16 protein-coding genes and 1 tRNA gene are annotated in these 14,190 nt (G+C 56.3%); 15 read left to right on the top strand and 2 right to left on the bottom strand.

The window, feature by feature from the left end; translation table 11 throughout:
- The first annotated feature begins 38 nt into the window (after positions 1-38).
- Both ACR0LN_RS05725 and ACR0LN_RS05720 read left to right on the top strand, forming a co-directional pair.
- Positions 39-224: a hypothetical protein gene (locus tag ACR0LN_RS05725; RefSeq protein WP_480428313.1), complete on the top strand. Its 186-nt coding sequence runs from the start codon at positions 39-41 to the stop codon at positions 222-224.
- A gap of 739 nt (positions 225-963) precedes the next feature.
- Positions 964-2,043, top strand: a complete 1,080-nt coding sequence (locus ACR0LN_RS05720; RefSeq protein ID WP_480428312.1) for a tyrosine-type recombinase/integrase — start codon at positions 964-966, stop codon at positions 2,041-2,043.
- A 256-nt stretch (positions 2,044-2,299) separates the two neighbouring features.
- Here the strand turns inward: ACR0LN_RS05720 and ACR0LN_RS05715 are convergent.
- Positions 2,300-2,389 (bottom strand) — tRNA-Ser (locus ACR0LN_RS05715).
- Between the two features lie 123 nt (positions 2,390-2,512).
- Here ACR0LN_RS05715 and ACR0LN_RS05710 point away from each other — a divergent pair.
- From ACR0LN_RS05710 to ACR0LN_RS05675, 8 genes are all read left to right on the top strand, one after another.
- Positions 2,513-3,355: a DUF2059 domain-containing protein gene (locus ACR0LN_RS05710; RefSeq protein WP_480428311.1), complete on the top strand. Its 843-nt coding sequence runs from the start codon at positions 2,513-2,515 to the stop codon at positions 3,353-3,355.
- Positions 3,355-4,155: a DUF2059 domain-containing protein gene (locus ACR0LN_RS05705; RefSeq protein ID WP_480428310.1), complete on the top strand. Its 801-nt coding sequence runs from the start codon at positions 3,355-3,357 to the stop codon at positions 4,153-4,155. The genes ACR0LN_RS05710 and ACR0LN_RS05705 overlap by 1 nt, the downstream gene beginning before the upstream one ends.
- 208 nt (positions 4,156-4,363) lie before the next feature.
- Entirely contained in the window at positions 4,364-4,978 is a 615-nt protein-coding gene (locus ACR0LN_RS05700; protein WP_480428309.1) for a 50S ribosomal protein L21, read from the top strand.
- Positions 4,979-4,989: 11 nt separating this feature from the next.
- Positions 4,990-5,259, top strand: a complete 270-nt coding sequence (rpmA, locus tag ACR0LN_RS05695) for a 50S ribosomal protein L27 (protein ID WP_010440093.1) — start codon at positions 4,990-4,992, stop codon at positions 5,257-5,259.
- A gap of 248 nt (positions 5,260-5,507) precedes the next feature.
- Positions 5,508-6,044 carry a GNAT family N-acetyltransferase gene (locus ACR0LN_RS05690; RefSeq protein ID WP_480428308.1) on the top strand — a complete coding sequence of 179 codons (537 nt, stop codon included), beginning with the start codon at positions 5,508-5,510 and terminating at the stop codon, positions 6,042-6,044.
- Positions 6,045-6,082: 38 nt separating this feature from the next.
- The gene (obgE, locus tag ACR0LN_RS05685; protein ID WP_480428307.1) at positions 6,083-7,117 is read left to right on the top strand and encodes a GTPase ObgE; all 1,035 of its coding nucleotides are present in this window, start codon (positions 6,083-6,085) and stop codon (positions 7,115-7,117) included.
- Entirely contained in the window at positions 7,105-8,211 is a 1,107-nt protein-coding gene (gene proB / locus ACR0LN_RS05680; RefSeq protein ID WP_480428306.1) for a glutamate 5-kinase, read from the top strand. The genes obgE and proB overlap by 13 nt, the downstream gene beginning before the upstream one ends.
- Before the next feature lie 45 nt (positions 8,212-8,256).
- Positions 8,257-9,519: a glutamate-5-semialdehyde dehydrogenase gene (locus ACR0LN_RS05675; RefSeq protein ID WP_480428305.1), complete on the top strand. Its 1,263-nt coding sequence runs from the start codon at positions 8,257-8,259 to the stop codon at positions 9,517-9,519.
- On the opposite strand, the gene ACR0LN_RS05670 is transcribed toward ACR0LN_RS05675, so the two are convergent.
- A complete protein-coding gene (locus tag ACR0LN_RS05670) occupies positions 9,516-10,055 on the bottom strand; it encodes a histidine phosphotransferase family protein (RefSeq protein WP_480428371.1) in 540 nt (179 codons plus the stop codon). The two genes, ACR0LN_RS05675 and ACR0LN_RS05670, sit on opposite strands and share 4 nt — an antisense overlap.
- A 98-nt stretch (positions 10,056-10,153) precedes the next feature.
- Between ACR0LN_RS05670 and ACR0LN_RS05665 the strand changes: the two genes are divergently transcribed.
- From ACR0LN_RS05665 to tsf, 5 genes are all read left to right on the top strand, one after another.
- Entirely contained in the window at positions 10,154-10,336 is a 183-nt protein-coding gene (locus tag ACR0LN_RS05665) for a DUF3553 domain-containing protein (protein WP_480428304.1), read from the top strand.
- Between the two features lie 98 nt (positions 10,337-10,434).
- Positions 10,435-11,190 carry an L-ornithine N(alpha)-acyltransferase gene (olsB, locus tag ACR0LN_RS05660; protein ID WP_480428303.1) on the top strand — a complete coding sequence of 252 codons (756 nt, stop codon included), beginning with the start codon at positions 10,435-10,437 and terminating at the stop codon, positions 11,188-11,190.
- Positions 11,177-12,031 carry a lyso-ornithine lipid O-acyltransferase gene (gene olsA, locus ACR0LN_RS05655; protein WP_480428302.1) on the top strand — a complete coding sequence of 285 codons (855 nt, stop codon included), beginning with the start codon at positions 11,177-11,179 and terminating at the stop codon, positions 12,029-12,031. Before olsB ends, olsA begins: the two co-directional genes overlap by 14 nt.
- Before the next feature lie 168 nt (positions 12,032-12,199).
- A complete protein-coding gene (gene rpsB, locus ACR0LN_RS05650; RefSeq protein WP_480428300.1) occupies positions 12,200-12,991 on the top strand; it encodes a 30S ribosomal protein S2 in 792 nt (263 codons plus the stop codon).
- A gap of 77 nt (positions 12,992-13,068) precedes the next feature.
- Entirely contained in the window at positions 13,069-13,944 is an 876-nt protein-coding gene (gene tsf, locus ACR0LN_RS05645) for a translation elongation factor Ts (RefSeq protein ID WP_480428299.1), read from the top strand.
- The last annotated feature ends 246 nt before the right edge of the window (positions 13,945-14,190 follow it).

Here is a 14,190-nt window from a genome sequence, read left to right as displayed (position 1 = left end):
TTTCATGTTCGACACCTATCAAGTGTGGAGGAACTAAGATGACGATTTGGGAAATCGCTCTTATTGTTGCCAGTGCCGGAGCGACAATCGCGCTTCTTCTTTTCGTGCGTCATCTTCTGAAAACCTACGGACGGGATCGCTTGAGTGATCCTGAACTCGTGCGACGGCTTCGGGACACCGCACCGTATCACCTCCTCGAGGATTTGTATGCACGCAAGAGGTGAACAACTACGTTTTTCCGGTCTGTTTTTTTCAACCTGAACGCTCGGTCCAACTTTGTTTCGGCTGATCCCATCACGCCGGGTGAGCTGAACCAATCCCAAAAGGCGACCAGCCTCCAGTGCAGTACACAAGCTGCTGAATCAGAAAATTACTGACGATCCCGAACACCGCGAATCCATCTTTGTGAGGTGGAATCGAACCAGTCGATTCAGTTTCGGTCTTAAAATAGGGATTCAAACCAATCTCCCAGCTTTGAGTTGCCGCGCCTAACTGCTCCTTACACGCAAACGAAGTTGCGAGGAGAAAATGAAAACTCGTTCATCAGAAAACACAAGAAATTTCGGGGCAGGGATGCCTGAAATGCAATTGGGCGTTCACCAGGAGATCGAAGCGGCTCCGCCAGATTGGTCATCTTGGCCGCAAGCTCTGCCGCTTCAACCTCTCAGTTTCCACTGACAGCACAGGACAGGGCCGTAAACAACAATAATGGGACATGAAAACAATGGCTAAACGAGCAGTCCGAAGCCCTGCTTCATTCGAAAACCTTGAGCTGATTGATGGGCTGGCCAACCGGCCTCCTCCCATCAAGACAGCAGTCGTCGCGCGCCTCAGCGGATTCTCCCAAAGGAAGATCACTGACCTCGCAAGCAAGCAGGAAATCCCTGGCGCCACAAAACGTGAAGGTCTCTGGCTTTTTGACCAACACGCAATTCACATCTGGCTCAATGAAGGAAACAAAAAATGTCGAGCAACATCTACAAGCAATCGGGCAGCAAAAACTGGCATCTCCGTGTCACGATCAACGGAGTCCGCCACAGAGAGTCGCTTCGAACAACTTCGAAGCGCGTCGCGGAAAAGAAGGCGAAAGACCGCATAAAGGAACTGCGGGCGAAAGCCGATAAGGGAGAAGACGATTGGTTGTTTCAGGTCGGTTACGTCAAGTTCTACGACGGAATGGGGCAGGGAGATACCGCCTGGTCGGACGAGACCGTCAAGCGCTACAAGACGAGCCTGCGCCAAATACTCAACATCCTCGATGAGCTTTGTGAAGATGAGGACCGTGATATTCGCGATCTCTTTGCAACGGATATTACAACGGCCGTGGTATCCGAGTACGTCGAGCGAAGGAAAGACAAAGGTGTCACTGTGTCTACGATCAACCGCGATCTGACCGCGTTCCGGCACCTGATGGCTGAGATGAAAAACCAAGGTTGGGTTAATGAGAACCCAGTCGTGTCCTATGAACGACAGGGAATGAAAGAGAATTTGCCAGACATTGAAATTCCAACCGATGAAGCAATCAGGAAATTGGGGGCCAGAGCACCGGGAACACTGGCGTTCTTTCCGGAGTTCCTAAACGAAACCGGGGGGCGGGTCACCGAAACGGCGATGCTCAAGTGGTCCGACATAAAGGGATTGGAGCGGCCGACTGAAGGCAACGTTAAGGTCACCTATCGGAATACCAAGGGGGGTAAGATCCGCGTCGTATTATTGCGACAAGCGGCGATCGACATCCTCCTTCGCATTCCGAGCTCCAATTCGTCTCCATACTTATTTTGGAACCGGAGCGATCACGGCTACTACAAGGATGCCTCGAACCTGTTCTGGGAATACGGGCAAGAAACTGGATTTGGCTCACGCCTGCATGATATCCGGCACAAGTTCGCGATCGAACGTCTGCAGGAAGGCTGGAGCATCTACCGGGTCAGCCGCTATATCGGCCATGTGTCGGTGAGGACGACCGAGCGCTATTACTTCCGGTATCTGACCCAGGAAGAGCAAGATGCCGCGAGTTCCGATGGGGACAACGGCTTCCGGTAAGTCTTCGCTGGCTCATGACCTAAAGACGGGCCTCGCAGATCTGTGGGGCCCGTTTCCCTTTGTCGATCTTCGATCAGCAATGGCTGTCTGAACGACGCATTTGCCGTGAAAATTGGATTGGACCGATGACATAGCCGGCGCAATCGGAGCTCGAAATGTGACATAGTATGTCAAGTTTCGGGATTGTAAGGTCTGGCATGGGCACCTGATGAGTCGCCGTGTTGGCGATAACTATTCTTACTTATCAGGGATATAGTGGCGGAGAGACAGGGATTCGAACCCTGGGTGGGCTTGCACCCACAACGGTTTTCGAGACCGCCCCGTTCGACCACTCCGGCACCTCTCCGCGGGGGTCTGTGAGGGGGGGATTTAGTGAGGAACGCGCAGGGGTGCAAGCAGAAATTTCCAGAAAATTACCAAGACTGGTTTTTCCATTGCCAGACGGCACAAATCGCCTAGGGTTTAAAGTATGACATATCACATCCGCTGCATCGCTCTTTCTTTTTCTGTCTTGCTGACTGCGCTGGCCATGATGACCACGTCATCCTTGGCCGCGGGGCGGGACCGGATCGAGGCATTTCTGACAACGACTGGTTTTGATGTCGCGCTTGAGAGTATCGCTCTGGCCTCAGCTTCGGCACCGCAGATGTTGGGAATCGATCCGGATGGTTTTGGCTCAGACTGGAGGCGTCTGACCGACGAAGTATTCGATACCGAAGATATGCACCAAATTGCCGTGTCTATTCTGGAGCAGACGCTGAGCGATGAGGCGTTGAACCACGCGGTTGATTTCTATGCGTCTGACTTGGGGCAGCGATTGGTCGAGGCCGAAAACGCCTCGCACCTGATCGAGGATGAAGATGCCAAGCAGCAGCAGGGGCAGGAGATCGTCGCCGATCTGATCAAAGAAGGATCGCAGAGGGTTGAGAACCTGAAACGGATGAACGCAGCAATCGATTCCAGTGGGACGGCGTTGCGGGCCTTGCAGGAAATTCAATTGCGGTTTCTGCTGGCCGCGAGCGCTTCGGGTGTGATCGATCTACAGCTGGATGCTGACGACCTGCGCCAGATGATGAAACGGAACGAAACTGGCATGCGGCAGGCGCTGCAACTGTCCGCGCTGGCCGGGGCGGCGTACACTTATCAGGACTTCTCAGACGACGATGTGATCGCATACGCCGATGCCTTGGAACAACCACTGATGCAGGAAGTTTATGAACTTCTGAACGCGATACAGTACGAAATCATGGCGATGAAATTCGAAGATCTTGCCGAGCGGATGGCCGATCTACATCCGGCCCAGGACATCTGATGCGACTGTTTGCGGCTTTTGCGGCATTGGTCTTATTGGCGGTGCCAGTACAGGCCGAGGAAAAGGTCGAACGCCTGATGCAGGCCCTCCAGATGTATGAAATCATCGACATCCTTCGCGACGAAGGCAAGGCGATGGGGGAGGAGCTGCAAGAGACTTTTCTGAACAATAGCGGCGGCCCCATATTTCTAGCAGAGGTCGATAGGATTTACTCGGCGGATACGATGCGCGAGCAGGTCGAGCTGGTGTTTGAAGAAAACCTCTCAGACAGCCAACTAGATCGCGCAATCCTGTTTTTCGAAAGCGATCTGGGACAGACCATCGTGTCGCTTGAGATTTCAGCCCGCGTCGCACTTTCTGATGATGCAATCGAGGAAATGGCCGAAGAGGTCTATAGAAACAGTGACCGAGACTCACAGCTGTTCCAGTTGGTCGATGAATTTATCAAGGTCAACAACCTGATCGAAGAGAATGTTCAAAATTCCATCAGCTCGGATTTCAACTTTTTTCGCGGACTGAATCTCGACATCGGAGGCGATGATACTGAGTTGCTAGCTCAACTGCTTTCGCAAAAAGACAGCATTACGGAAGATACCCGAACGTGGTTGTATTCCTTCTTTTTGATGGCTTACCAGCCGCTCAACGACGCTCAGATGCGCGAGAATATCGCGTTTTCCCGAACGGAAACGGGAAGGGCGATCAATGACGCGTTGTTTGAAAGCTTTGACCTGATGTTCGATACGATCTATTTCCAGCTTGGTCAGGCGGTCGCCCAGGTTTTGAAGGGGTCGGACCTTTAGGTCGGCATTTCATGTTGACATTCACGTGCAATATTTGGATAAGCGCGCATCCCGGCCGGAATCTCCGCGCCGGGTATCGTTATTATTGACCCATCGGGCTTGTCCCGGGGTCGTCACACAGCCCGAAAAGGGCGCGCTGTTCGAGGTGGCCTAGGCCAGCAACTCCCAGACGGGGACCACAGAACGCGGTTTGGAAAAGGAAAGACGCATGTTTGCGGTCCTCAAGACTGGCGGCAAGCAGTACAAGGTTCAGGCGGGCGACGTGCTCCGCGTTGAAAAACTGGCTGCCGACGCAGGTGAAAAAGTTCAATTCAACGATGTTCTGATGCTGGGCGGTGACGCTCCGGTTGTTGGCGCACCTTTCGTTGAAGGCGCAGGCGTACAGGCCGAAGTGATCGAACAGGTCAAAGGTGACAAGGTCATCAAATTCGTCAAGCGTCGTCGTAAGCACAGCTCGAAGCGTACTGTTGGCCACCGTCAGAAACTGACCTTGGTCAAAATCACCGACATCCTGGCGTCGGGCGCTGATAAATCGGGCATCAAAGCTGCAACCGGTTCTGCTCCGGCTGGCGAAGCGGCACCTGCTGCAAAGCCTGCTAAGAAAGCTGAAGCCAAAGCAGAGGCACCCGCCGCTGCAGCTGCCGCTGACGATCTGACCAAGCTGAACGGTGTCGGCCCTGCCGCCGCCAAGAAGCTGAACGAGGCCGGTATCGAGAGCTTCGCCGCTCTGGCTGCCTTGTCGGACGAGCAGATTGCTGCTATCGACACCATCAAAGTGAAACCCGAATGGGTTGAGCAAGCCAAAGAGCTGGCTCAGGGCTAAGGAGAGAGAGAATGGCACATAAAAAAGCTGGCGGTTCCTCCCGTAACGGTCGCGACTCAGCTGGTCGCCGCCTTGGCGTGAAACTGTATGGTGGCCAAGCAGCCATCGCAGGCAACATCATCGTACGTCAGCGCGGCACCAAGTTCTGGCCGGGCGAAGGCGTAGGCATGGGCAAAGATCACACCATCTTTGCAACTGTTGATGGCGCCGTGAAGTTCCACAAGGGACTCAAAAACCGCACCTTTATTTCGGTCCTGCCAGTGGCGGAGGCCGCAGAGTAAGCCGAAACCCATAAGGTTTGAAAATTCATGGGGGACCGGCAGAAAATGCCGGTCCCCTTTCTCGTTTTAACGCAGTTTTGATCTATGGCACCGATGACAAGCGCAGCAAGCATAATTCCTTCCCTGATTCAGGGACGGATCGCCCATGCGGTTGAAGATCGTATGGGCCGCAAATATCTGACGTGGACGTTATTTAGTTTTTCTTTGGCGTCCTTAATTTACGTGTTGTTCGGAGGAGGAACGAACTCATGAAACTGGAGACAATCATCAACCAGCCGGTCATAGAAACCGAGCGGTTCGATCTGCGCCCACTGCGCCGGTCGGATATGGGTCTCATTGAACATTATGCAGGCGATGAACGCGTGGCGCGTATGACCACGTCGATCCCACACCCTTTGCCGCCCGGCTCGATCGAGGCTTACGTGACCCGGTCAATGGCCGAAGACCGTGACGAGGATGTGTGGGCAATGGACGCCACCAAGGATGGCGGACCCGAGTTGATCGGCCTGATCTCGTTGACCCGTCTGGACCGCAACCAGACCGAGGTTGGCTATTGGGTTGCGCCTGTCTATTGGAATACTGGCATCGCCTCGCTGGCGGTGGAAACACTTGTCACCGCGAACCCGCTTGAGAACGCAACTATGTTTGCCAGCGTGTTCCAGGATAATCCGGCCTCGGCCCGCGTGCTGACCCATTGCGGGTTCCAATACCTTGGTGATGCCGAAAGCTATTCGGTGGCGCGCGATGCAAACGTGCCCACCTGGACGTACAGTAAAAAACTCTGACTTGTGGCCGATGGGGCCTTTGCAGTAGGGGACAGACCATGAAATTTCTCGATCTTGCAAAGGTCTACATCCGGTCCGGGGCCGGAGGTGGCGGCTGCGTCAGCTTTCGGCGCGAAAAATACATCGAATACGGCGGACCCGATGGTGGCGACGGCGGTAAAGGCGGGTCCGTCTGGGTTGAGGTTGTGGACAGCCTGAACACCCTTATCGACTTCCGCTATCAGCAGCATTTCTTTGCCAAAAACGGCCAGCCCGGCCGTGGTCAGCAACGCACTGGCAAGGATGGCGATGACATCGTTCTGCGTGTTCCGGTTGGCACTGAGGTTTTAGACGAAGACGAAGAGACCGTCATTTGTGACCTGACAGAGGTCGGCCAGCGGGTCTTGCTGGCCAAGGGCGGCAACGGTGGTTTTGGCAACCTGCATTTCAAATCAGCCACCAACCAGGCGCCGCGCCGGGCCAATCCGGGGCAGGCGGGGATCGACCGCACCATATGGCTGCGGCTGAAGCTGATCGCCGATGTCGGCCTGCTGGGGATGCCCAATGCGGGAAAGTCGACCTTTCTGGCCGCTACATCGAACGCACGCCCGAAGATCGCAGATTATCCCTTTACCACACTGCACCCCAATCTGGGCGTTGTTGGCGTCGATAATGTGGAGTTCGTCGTGGCCGACATTCCCGGCCTTATCGAAGGCGCGCACGAAGGCCGCGGGATCGGTGACCGGTTTCTCGGACATGTGGAACGCTGCGCGGTGCTGCTGCATCTGGTTGATGGCACTTCTGAGACCGTAGCTGACGATTACCGAACGATCATCCACGAACTTGAGGCATACGGCGGTGAGCTGGCCGAAAAGCCCCGCATCACAGTGCTGAACAAGGTCGATGCGCTGGATGATGAGGAACGCGATCTGGCCAAGGCCGAGTTGGAAGAAGCTGTCGGCGGTCCCGTCATGACTATGTCCGGCGTGGCGCATCTGGGCGTGACCGAGGTGTTGCGCGCTCTGCGCGCTCAGATCGACGAAAACCGCCTGCGCCAAAAACCCGCCGAGGAGGCGAAGACGTGGCAACCCTGACCTCTGCCAAGCGACTTGTGGTCAAGATCGGGTCCGCTTTGCTGGTGGACCGAGAAACTGGATTGTTGCGGTCGGATTGGCTGCATTCACTGGCACAGGACGTGGCGTGGCTGAAGGGGCAGGGGACGGATGTCATTCTGGTCTCGTCCGGGTCAATCGCCCTGGGTCGCGGCGTCTTGGGTTTACCGATGGAGGCATTGGCGCTTGAAAAATCTCAAGCCGCAGCTGCCGTGGGGCAAATTCGACTGGCCCGCGCTTATGAAGAGGCGTTGACCCCACACAGGATAACCACCGCTCAGGTTCTGGTCACACTGGAAGACAGCGCGGACCGTCGTCGCTATCTGAACTCGCGCGCGACGCTAGAAACATTGCTGAGCCTCGGTGTCGTTCCAATTGTCAACGAAAATGATACAGTTGCGACCGATGAGATCCGTTATGGCGACAATGACCGTTTGGCAGCGCAGATCGCTGTGACCGTTGGCGCCGACCAACTGATCTTGTTGTCGGACGTTGATGGTTTCTACACCGGCAACCCGAACGAAGACTCGTCCGCAACGCGCTACGACGTGATCAGCGAAATTACTCCTGAGATCGAGGCGATGGCAGGGGACGCGGGATCAGGCCTGTCCAAGGGCGGCATGAAGACCAAGCTGTTGGCCGCTAAGATGGCGACAGCGGCTGGCTGCGACATGGCGATCACCGAAGGTTCACCACTGAACCCACTGAAAACGCTTGAGAATGGCGCAAACTGCACATGGTTTACGGCAACACTGGACCCACATGCAGCCCGGAAGCGTTGGATTTCGGCCATGAAACCGCGCGGCGAAATCGTGGTAGACGCGGGCGCGGCACAAGCGCTCGGCAATGGTAAAAGTCTGTTGCCAGCGGGTATCGTCGAAGTGACCGGAGATTTCGGTCGCGGCGATCCCGTGGCGATACTGGACCCATCAGCCCGTCGTCTGGCGCAGGGGCTAAGCCGCTATACCGCGCAAGAGGCGGATGCGATCAAAGGCCGTAAATCCTCGGAGATTGAAGAGACTTTGGGCTATCCGGGACGGGCCGTTTTAATCCACCGGGACGATTTGGCGCTGTAACCGCGCAATGCTACAAACACTAAGACCGACCGAAAGGCACATGAGATGAAGGATTTCGACAGCATTCCCACACTGATGGCCGATCTTGGAAAGCGCGCCAAAGCAGCCTCGGCCGATCTGGCTTTTGCCAATGCCGAGCGCAAACACGCCGCGCTGATCGCGGCGGCGGATGCAGTTTGGGCGAACCGGGCTGACATTATCGAAGCCAACAAGAAGGACCTAGAGTTCGGCCGCGAAAAGGGGCTGAGCCCGGCCATGGTGGACCGCCTGATGTTGGACGAAGCGCGCGTTCAGGGCATGGTTGACGGTCTGCGTGCTGTGGCAGATCAGGCCGATCCGGTGGGGGAAGTGCTGGCGGAATGGGATATGGCGTCGGGTCTGAACATCCAGCGAGTGCGCACACCTTTGGGCGTGATCGGCGTGATTTATGAAAGCCGCCCCAACGTGACTGCAGATGCTGGTGCGCTTTGCCTGAAATCCGGCAACGCGGTAATCCTGCGCGGCGGGTCTGAGAGTTTTCATTCCTCCAGCGCCATCCACGCCTGTCTGGTCGAGGGGCTGAAGGCCGCGAACCTTCCCGAAGACGCGATCCAACTGGTTCCCACACGGGACCGCGCCGCCGTTCAGGAGTTGCTGACGTTGACGGACTATGTCGACGTTATCGTGCCCCGTGGTGGCAAAGGTCTAGTCGGATTGGTGCAGCGTGAGGCCCGCGTGCCCGTTTTCGCACACCTCGAAGGCATCGTGCATATTTATATCGACAAGGATGCCGACCCTCAGAAAACGCTGGATGTGGTGCTAAACGCCAAGACACGTCGCACAGGTATCTGCGGCGCGGCTGAGTGTCTGCTTATCCATCAGGACATTGCGGAAACGCTGGGGCGGGACGTGATCGCCACGCTGCAAGCCGCCGGTGTTGAGGTTCACGCCGAAGGGGCTTTGGCGAACGCAAACACTATCGCCGCAACGGTTGAGGACTGGGGCAAGGAATACTTGGACAGTATTATTGCTGCCAAGCCCGTGGCCGATATAGACGACGCAATTGCTCATATCCGTCAGTACGGCTCGAACCATACCGACTGCATCCTGACCGAAAACACAGACGCCGCCGCTCGTTTCTTTGAACGGCTGGACAGCGCGATCCTGATGCACAACGCCTCAACTCAATTCGCAGACGGTGGCGAGTTCGGTATGGGCGCCGAGATCGGCATTGCGACCGGCAAGATGCACGCCCGTGGCCCGGTGGGTGCGGCGCAGCTGACCAGCTTCAAGTATCTTGTACGCGGAAACGGGACGACCCGGTCCTAAAACCGGATCACCACGCGGGTTGAGGTGGTCTCTGCCGCAACCCGCCGCCCCATCGAAGACGCAGCCTCTGGTAGCAGGGCGAATTGCACCTGTGCTGGCGTTACCTTGTTGGCAAAGCGCCCCCTTGGCAGGTTGTTCCACAGATCAATGTCCACGTTCAGCTTGTCGGCCGAACCTGTGATGGTCCAGCTTTCTCCGAATTGGTCAATCGTGACCTCGCCCCCAAAAGGCATCGCACTTTCACAACACATCAGGGCCAGAAACGCCAGTTTGACCTGATTGCGCGGCACCGCCCCGGTCAGATGCCAATTGACTCGCACGCGACCCGCGCGCTCCACGTCTTTCAGCAATTCCGAGACTTCGGTACGCCCCAGAGGCTGATCACTAGCCGAGCCGAAAGCCACGCGAAAGAAGCGAATGCGCGCGCCCGCACTTCCGACACTGCCTGAGATCAGTTCCATCTCGGGGCCTTGGACCGCGCCAACCATGTCCAGCAGCTCAAGACCATTGGTGATCGCACCAATTGGACTAATCAGATCGTGTCAGATCCGGGAACCGATCAGCTCGGCCAGGTTGACTGTGGTGTCGCTCATGCGTACCTCCTGCTGTATCTGCCACCGGACCGGAGCCCCTGATGACAGACCTCAATGCTATTTTTGCACCGGGCATGTATGTCCGCCACCCCGATTTCCCCGATTGGGGCGTTGGACAGGTGCAGTCCAACATCGGGGGCAAGATCACCGTGAACTTCCGCGAGCAGGGGAAAGTGGTGATTGACGGAACACGCATCGCCCTGATGCCGGTCTTTGATCCGTGAAACTGGTTTAGGAAAGGTTAACAGCCCCGCATATCCGCTCTTGTTGCCATCCCACTGAAAACTGCGGTATCAGCACGCAAACAAGAACGGAACCAACAATGCCGGATGCAGGCCCTTCTTTTACCATCAAACTCGCCGAGACAGACGACGAACTGCGTGCAGCCCAGCGTCTGCGCTATGACGTGTTCGTTCGCGAACTGGGCAGCGGTGGTGAGATGGTCGATCACGAGGCTGGGCTAGAGCAGGATAAGTTCGATCCGTATTTTGACCACATGCTGGCAATTGACGACCGGACGGGTGAAACTGTGGGTGTTTACAGGCTGTTGCCGGGCGAACGTGCAGCGGAATTGGGGCAGTTTTATTCCGAGGATGAGTACGATCTGACTGTCCTGAAACAAAGCGGCCGCAGGCTGTTGGAATTGGGCCGGTCCTGCCTTCATCCCGAATATCGCGGCGGCACGGCGATGTACCATCTGTGGAACGGTCTTGCTGCTTATGTCACCGAGCGCGGGATCGAAGTTCTGTTTGGCGTCGCCAGCTTTCACGGCACAGATGTTCAGGAATTGGCGCAACCTTTGTCGATGTTGCATCATAACCATCTGGCACCGCCCGATCTGAGGGTGAGGGCGCAGCCTGAAGTGTTTGAATCCATGGATCTTGTCGCACCGGAGGCCCTGGATCGTCGCGCGGCGATGGTGCAGGTTCCGGCTCTAATCAAGGCCTATCTGCGCCTCGGGGGGTTCGTGGGCGAGGGTGCCTTCATCGACCATGCCTTCAACACCACTGATGTATGTCTAGTCCTTGATACCGCCCGCATGAACGAGCGGCAGAAGCGTATCTATGGCGGAGCGTGAATACGTGAGCGACGCGTCCTGGCACAGTGAAGACGCACCAGATCCTGTAAACCTGGGTCTGGTCGGTTGGGTTCTGGTCCTATTACGCGGGCTGCCTCTGGCCGTGTTGGTGTTCGGAGGCCTGATCATCCTACTAGCCCTTCGGCTTTTAGAACGACCCTTGTTTGGTGTAAGACGCCCTATAACACCGTTCATTTCGCAGTTTGTGTGCCGAAATGCATTTCGTATCCTCGGGATGGGCTTTCGAACCTCTGGCGAATTGATGCAGCAGCGGGGAGCCGTGGTTGCGAACCATACATCTTGGCTGGACATATTTGCGTTAAACGCGCGGAAACGGGTCTATTTCGTATCAAAAGCTGAAGTTGCGAAATGGCCTGGCATCGGCTGGCTGGCCCGCGCAACCGGCACAGTATTCATCGAGCGGGACCGCAAGAAAGCCAAAGAGCAAACCAAAGTGTTTGAGACCCGCTTGAAAGCTGGCCACAAATTGCTGTTTTTCCCCGAAGGGACATCGACAGATGGCCAGCGGGTTTTGCCATTTAAAACAACGCTCTTTGCCGCGTTCTTCGCAGAAGAACTAAGGGACTTCATGTATGTGCAACCAGTCTCGGTGATCTTTCACGCGCCTAAGGGTCAACCCGACCGGTTCTATGGCTGGTGGGGAGACATGGACTTCGGTCCACATCTGCTAAAAACTCTGGGTTCCCGCAGGCAGGGGACTGTAGAGTTGATCTATCACGCCCCGGCCAAAGTCAGCGACTTTGAGAACCGCAAGGCGCTGGCCGCACATTGCGAAGAGGCTGTGCGTCATGCGCACAGCTTGGCGCGACTTGAAAAATAAGGGCGATTGGCCCTTGCGCTGCATCTAAACCTGCCGTATACGCGCGCCATTCAAACCCGCAGGCGGGGTTTGGCCTTTTTGAGGGAGACATCCTCATCAAGACCGCCGGTTGGAGCATCCGCTTCTTTCACCCCCGCCGAGGCGTAAACCGGAAAAGGAAAGTAAAGCATGGCTCTTCCCGAGTTCACCATGCGTCAGCTGCTGGAAGCTGGCGTTCACTTCGGTCACCAGACACAGCGTTGGAATCCCCGCATGGGCCCGTTCATCTACGGCTCGCGCAATGGCATCCACATCATGGACCTGACCCAGACCGTTCCGATGCTGGACCAAGCTCTGCAGGCTGTTCGTGACACCGTCGCAAAAGGTGGCCGCGTTCTGTTCGTTGGTACTAAGCGTCAGGCCGCTGGTCCGATTGCTGAAGCCGCCGAAAAGTCGGCTCAGTACTACATGAACCACCGCTGGCTGGGCGGGACCCTGACCAACTGGAAAACCGTTTCCCAGTCGATCAACCGTCTGAACCAAATCGACGAAGCCATGGAATCGGGCGCCGAAGGCCTGACCAAGAAAGAGCGTCTGGGCATGGAGCGTGACCAGTCCAAGTTGCAGGCTTCGCTTGGCGGTATCCGCGAGATGGGCGGCGTTCCTGACCTGCTGTTCGTCATTGACGTCAAAAAAGAAGCACTGGCCATCGCCGAAGCCAACAAGCTGGGTATCCCGGTTGTGGCAGTTGTCGATACCAACTGCTCGCCCGACGGCGTTGACTACATCATCCCCGGCAACGACGACGCAGCTCGCGCAATCTCGCTGTATTGCGATCTGGCCGCACGTGCTGCGCTGGACGGCATGACCGCTCAGATGGGTGCAGCAGGCGTTGACCTGGGTGCGTTCGAAGAAGCTCCGGTTGAAGAAGTCGTTGCAGAAGAAGCCCCAGCCGAAGCAGAAACACCTGCCGAAGCGTAAGCTGCCCGTCACGTAAATGACATATGGGGCAGGGTATGACCTGCCCCAATTCCGTTTGAATTGAGGAGAGCCAAGAGATGGCAATCACAGCAGCAATGGTTAAAGAACTGCGCGACCAGACCGGCGCAGGCATGATGGACGCAAAAAAAGCGCTGACCGAAACCGAAGGCAATATGGACGAAGCCGTTGACTGGCTGCGCACGAAGGGCCTGGCTAAAGCGGCCAAGAAATCGGGCCGTACCGCAGCAGAAGGCCTGGTTGCTGTTCACGTCAACGGTGGCAACGGTGTTGCTGTCGAAGTGAACTCGGAAACCGACTTCGTTGCGAAAAACGCTGAGTTCCAGGAAATGGTCGGCAAGATCGCATACGCTGCTGAAGGCGTCGACAACGTCGAAGCTCTGCTGGCTGCTGATCTGGGCGGTAAGAACGTTGCTGATACCCTGACTGACAAGATCGCCACCATTGGTGAGAACATGTCGGTTCGCCGTATGGCTAAACTGTCGGGCGACACCGTTGTGTCCTACGTCCACAACGCGGCAACCAACGGCATGGGCAAAATCGGCGTTCTCGTTGCTCTGTCGGGTGGCGACGAAGCCATCGGCAAGCAAGTTGCGATGCACATCGCTGCAGTGAACCCAGCAGCTCTGTCCGAGGCCGACATGGACCCGGCTGTTGTCGAGAAGGAAAAGCAGGTTCAGATGGACATCGCCCGTGAATCCGGCAAGCCGGAGCAGGTGATCGAGAAGATGATCGAAGGGCGCATGAAGAAATTCGTCGCGGAATCGACACTGCTAAACCAGCAGTTCGTTGTGAACCCAGATCTGACTGTTGAAGCAGCAGCCAAAGAAGCAGGCGCTACCATCACCGGCTTTATCCGTTTGGAAGTTGGCGAAGGCATCGTGGTTGAAAAAGAAGACTTCGCAGCCGAAGTCGCCAAAGCCGCTCAGGGCTAAGCAGATTTTCCCGGACATCATGGTCCGGGATACTTCTAATAAACCGGTCGCGCGCTGCGTGGCCGGTTTTTTTGGCTCTTCATACTGACAGGTACAAAAAAAGGACGCGATCGCGTCCTTGCCTCCCTTGGTGAAGTATGAGGGGCCCCGCATGATGGGGATGGTCGAGGCCCCTCAAATTTCCAGCAACCAGACGCGGACAAATAGACGCCTAGGTGTCAGAACGATCGGAGAGCCCTGTTATTG

This window comes from Ruegeria sp. AA6, from assembly GCF_056542865.1.
The sequence above is the reverse complement of the archived record's forward strand: the minus strand, read 5'-3'. Positions and strand labels throughout refer to the sequence as shown.